The organism is Kitasatospora sp. NPDC057198 (assembly GCF_042670125.1).
In the GTDB taxonomy this organism is placed as follows: Bacteria; Actinomycetota; Actinomycetes; order Streptomycetales; family Streptomycetaceae; genus Kitasatospora.
The window spans coordinates 1-2,914 of record NZ_JBHUWH010000693.1; the positions used below are offsets into that span (position 1 = coordinate 1).

Here is a 2,914-nt window from a genome sequence, read left to right on the forward strand (position 1 = left end):
CCCCGGGGGAGGGGGTCGGCCGGCGGCCGGGGGAACTGCGGTCAGCGGGCCGGGGTCAGCGGGCGCCGAGCAGGTGCTCGATGGCCAGCTGGTCCAGGCGCTCGAAGGCCATGCCGCGCTCGGCGGCGGCGGTGACGTCGAACTCCTCGAACGCGGAGCGGTCGGCGAGCAGCGCGGCCAGGCCGTCGGCGGCGGTCGGCCGGGCGAGCTCGTCCAGGCGGGCGGCGCGCAGCGCGTCCTGCACCTCGGAGTCGGCGCGGAAGGCCAGCGCGCGCTCCTTGAGCAGCAGGTAGTTGCGCATGTTGCCGGCCGCGGACTCCCACACGCCGTCGAAGTCCTCGGTGCGCGGCGGCTTGAAGTCGAAGTGCCGCGGGCCCTGGTAGTCGGACGACTCCAGCAGGTCGACCAGCCAGAACGCCTGCCGCAGGTCGCCCGCGCCGAACCGGAAGTCCTGGTCGTACTTGATGCCGGACTGGCCGTTCAGGTCGATGTGGAACAGCTTGCCCGACCACAGCGCCTGGGCGATGCCGTGCGGGAAGTTCAGGCCGGCCATCTGCTCGTGGCCGACCTCCGGGTTCAGGCCGACCAGCTCGGGGCGCTCCAGGCGGTCGATGAAGGCCAGCGCGTGGCCGATGGTCGGCAGCAGGATGTCGCCGCGCGGCTCGTTCGGCTTCGGCTCGATCGCGAAGCGCAGGTCGTAGCCCTGCTCCGTGACGTAGTCGCCGAGCAGGTCGAACGCCTCCTTGAGGCGGTCCAGCGCCACCCGGACGTCCTTGGACGCGCCGTGCTCGGCGCCCTCGCGGCCGCCCCAGGCCACGTACACGGTGGCGCCCAGCTCGACCGCGAGGTCGATGTTGCGGATGGTCTTGCGCAGCGCGTAGCGGCGCACGTCCCGGTCGTTGGCGGTGAACGCGCCGTCCTTGAAGACCGGGTGGGTGAACAGGTTGGTGGTGGCCATCGGCACCCGCAGGCCGGTGGACTCCAGGGCGGCCCGGAAGCGCTTGACGATGGCCTCGCGCTCGGCGTCCGAGGAGCCGAACGGGACGAGGTCGTCGTCGTGGAAGGTCACGCCGTACGCGCCGAGGGCGGCCAGCTTCTCGACCGTCTCGACCGGGTCCAGGGCCGGGCGGGTGGCGTCGCCGAACGGGTCGCGGCCCTGCCAGCCGACCGTCCACAGACCGAAGGTGAACTTGTCGTCGGGGGTGGGGGTGAGCTGGCTCATCGCGTACTCCAAACGCTGGTGATCGACCGGGTGGATCGACCGAGGGATCGACCGGTGGCCCGACGCGGATCGGGCCCGGCACCGACGGTAACCCGGATTGGGGGCTATTCGTAAGGCCGGAAGACAAATTAGTATGGCCGGGCCCGCGAGGGGAAGCCCCCACGCGGAACGCACCGCACCCACCCCTCCGGAAAACGCTTCCCGCGGGGCCCGGACGACCGCAGACAGGAGCAACGCCCATGGCACACCCGCAGGTGGTGATCGGCGTCGACAGCTCGACCCAGTCCACCAAGGCACTGGCCGTCGACGCCGAGACCGGAAAGGTCCTCGGCGAGGGCCGCGCCCCGCACCGGGTCGACTCCCGGCACGGCCAGGAGAGCGACCCCGACCAGTGGTGGGACGCCCTCACCACCGCCGTCGCCGCCACCGGCTGGGCCGACCGCGCCCAGGCCCTCGCCATCGGCGGCCAGCAGCACGGACTGGTCACCCTGGACGCCGCCGGACGCCCCGTCCGCCCCGCCCTGCTCTGGAACGACGTCCGCTCCGCGCCCCAAGCCGCCGAACTGGTGCGGAAGTTCGGCGCCCAGTGGTGGGCCACCGAGATCGGCAGCGTCCCCGGCGCCTCCTTCACCGCCGCCAAGTGGGCCTGGCTGCGCGCCACCGAACCCGGCAACGCCGACCGCACCGCCGCCGTCCGCCTCCCGCACGACCACCTCACCGAACGCCTCACCGGCACCGCCACCACCGACCGCGGCGACGCCTCCGGCACCGGCTGGTGGACCCCCGACGGCTACCACGCCGCCGTCCTCGACCACATCGGGCTCGACCCCGCGCTGCTCCCCGCCGTCACCCCCGCCGGCACCGCCGCCGGACACGCCCTCCCCGGCGGACCGCTGCGCCCCGGCACCCCGATCGCCACCGGCACCGGCGACAACATGGCTGCCGCCCTCGGCCTCGGCCTCACCCCCGGCACCCCCGTGCTCAGCCTCGGCACCTCCGGCACCGTCTACACCGTCGCCCGCAACCGGCCCGCCGACCCCACCGGCACCGTCGCGGGCTTCGCCGACGCCCTCGACGGCTGGCTCCCGCTCGCCTGCACCCTCAACTGCACCCTCGCCGTCGACCGGATCGCCACCCTGCTCGGCCGCGACCGCCAGGACGTCGAACCCGGCGGCACCGCCGTCCTGCTGCCCTACCTCGACGGCGAACGCACCCCCGCCCTCCCGCACGCCAGCGGCCTGCTGCACGGCCTGCGCCACGACACCACCCCCGGCCAGCTGCTCCAGGCCGCCTACGACGGCGCCGCGTACTCGCTGCTCGCCGCCCTCGGCGACGTCCTCGCCGTCGACGGAGCCGTTGAAGGGCCCGGCGCCGCCGACCCCGAACAGCCGATCCTGTTGATCGGCGGCGGCGCCCAGGGCCGGGCCTGGCAGGACACCGTCCGCCGGCTCTCCGGCCGCCCCGTCCAGCTGCCCGCCGCCCGCGAACTGGTCGCCCTCGGCGCCGCCGCCCAGGCCGCCGCACTGCTCACCGGCGAGCGCGCCGACGCCGTCGCCCGCCGCTGGGGCACCGCCGACGGCCCGGTGCTGCCCGCCCTCGCCCGGGACGACGCCGCACTCGAACGGATCGCGACTACCATTTCGCAGGCGGCCGCCCTGCAGGGGGACGGCGCGCCCTGACGGCACACCGCAC

General features: G+C 74.8%; 2 protein-coding genes. One reads left to right on the plus strand and one right to left on the minus strand.

The features are described 5' to 3' along the window. Nucleotides 1-55: 55 nt before the first annotated feature. The gene (gene xylA / locus ACFUEL_RS37845) at nucleotides 56-1,222 is read right to left on the minus strand and encodes a xylose isomerase (RefSeq protein WP_380242476.1); all 1,167 of its coding nucleotides are present in this window, start codon (nucleotides 1,220-1,222) and stop codon (nucleotides 56-58) included. 239 nt (nucleotides 1,223-1,461) lie between these two features. On the opposite strand from xylA, the gene xylB reads away from it, so the two are divergent. After that, the gene (gene xylB / locus ACFUEL_RS37850; RefSeq protein WP_380242478.1) at nucleotides 1,462-2,901 is read left to right on the plus strand and encodes a xylulokinase; all 1,440 of its coding nucleotides are present in this window, start codon (nucleotides 1,462-1,464) and stop codon (nucleotides 2,899-2,901) included. Nucleotides 2,902-2,914 lie beyond the last annotated feature (13 nt).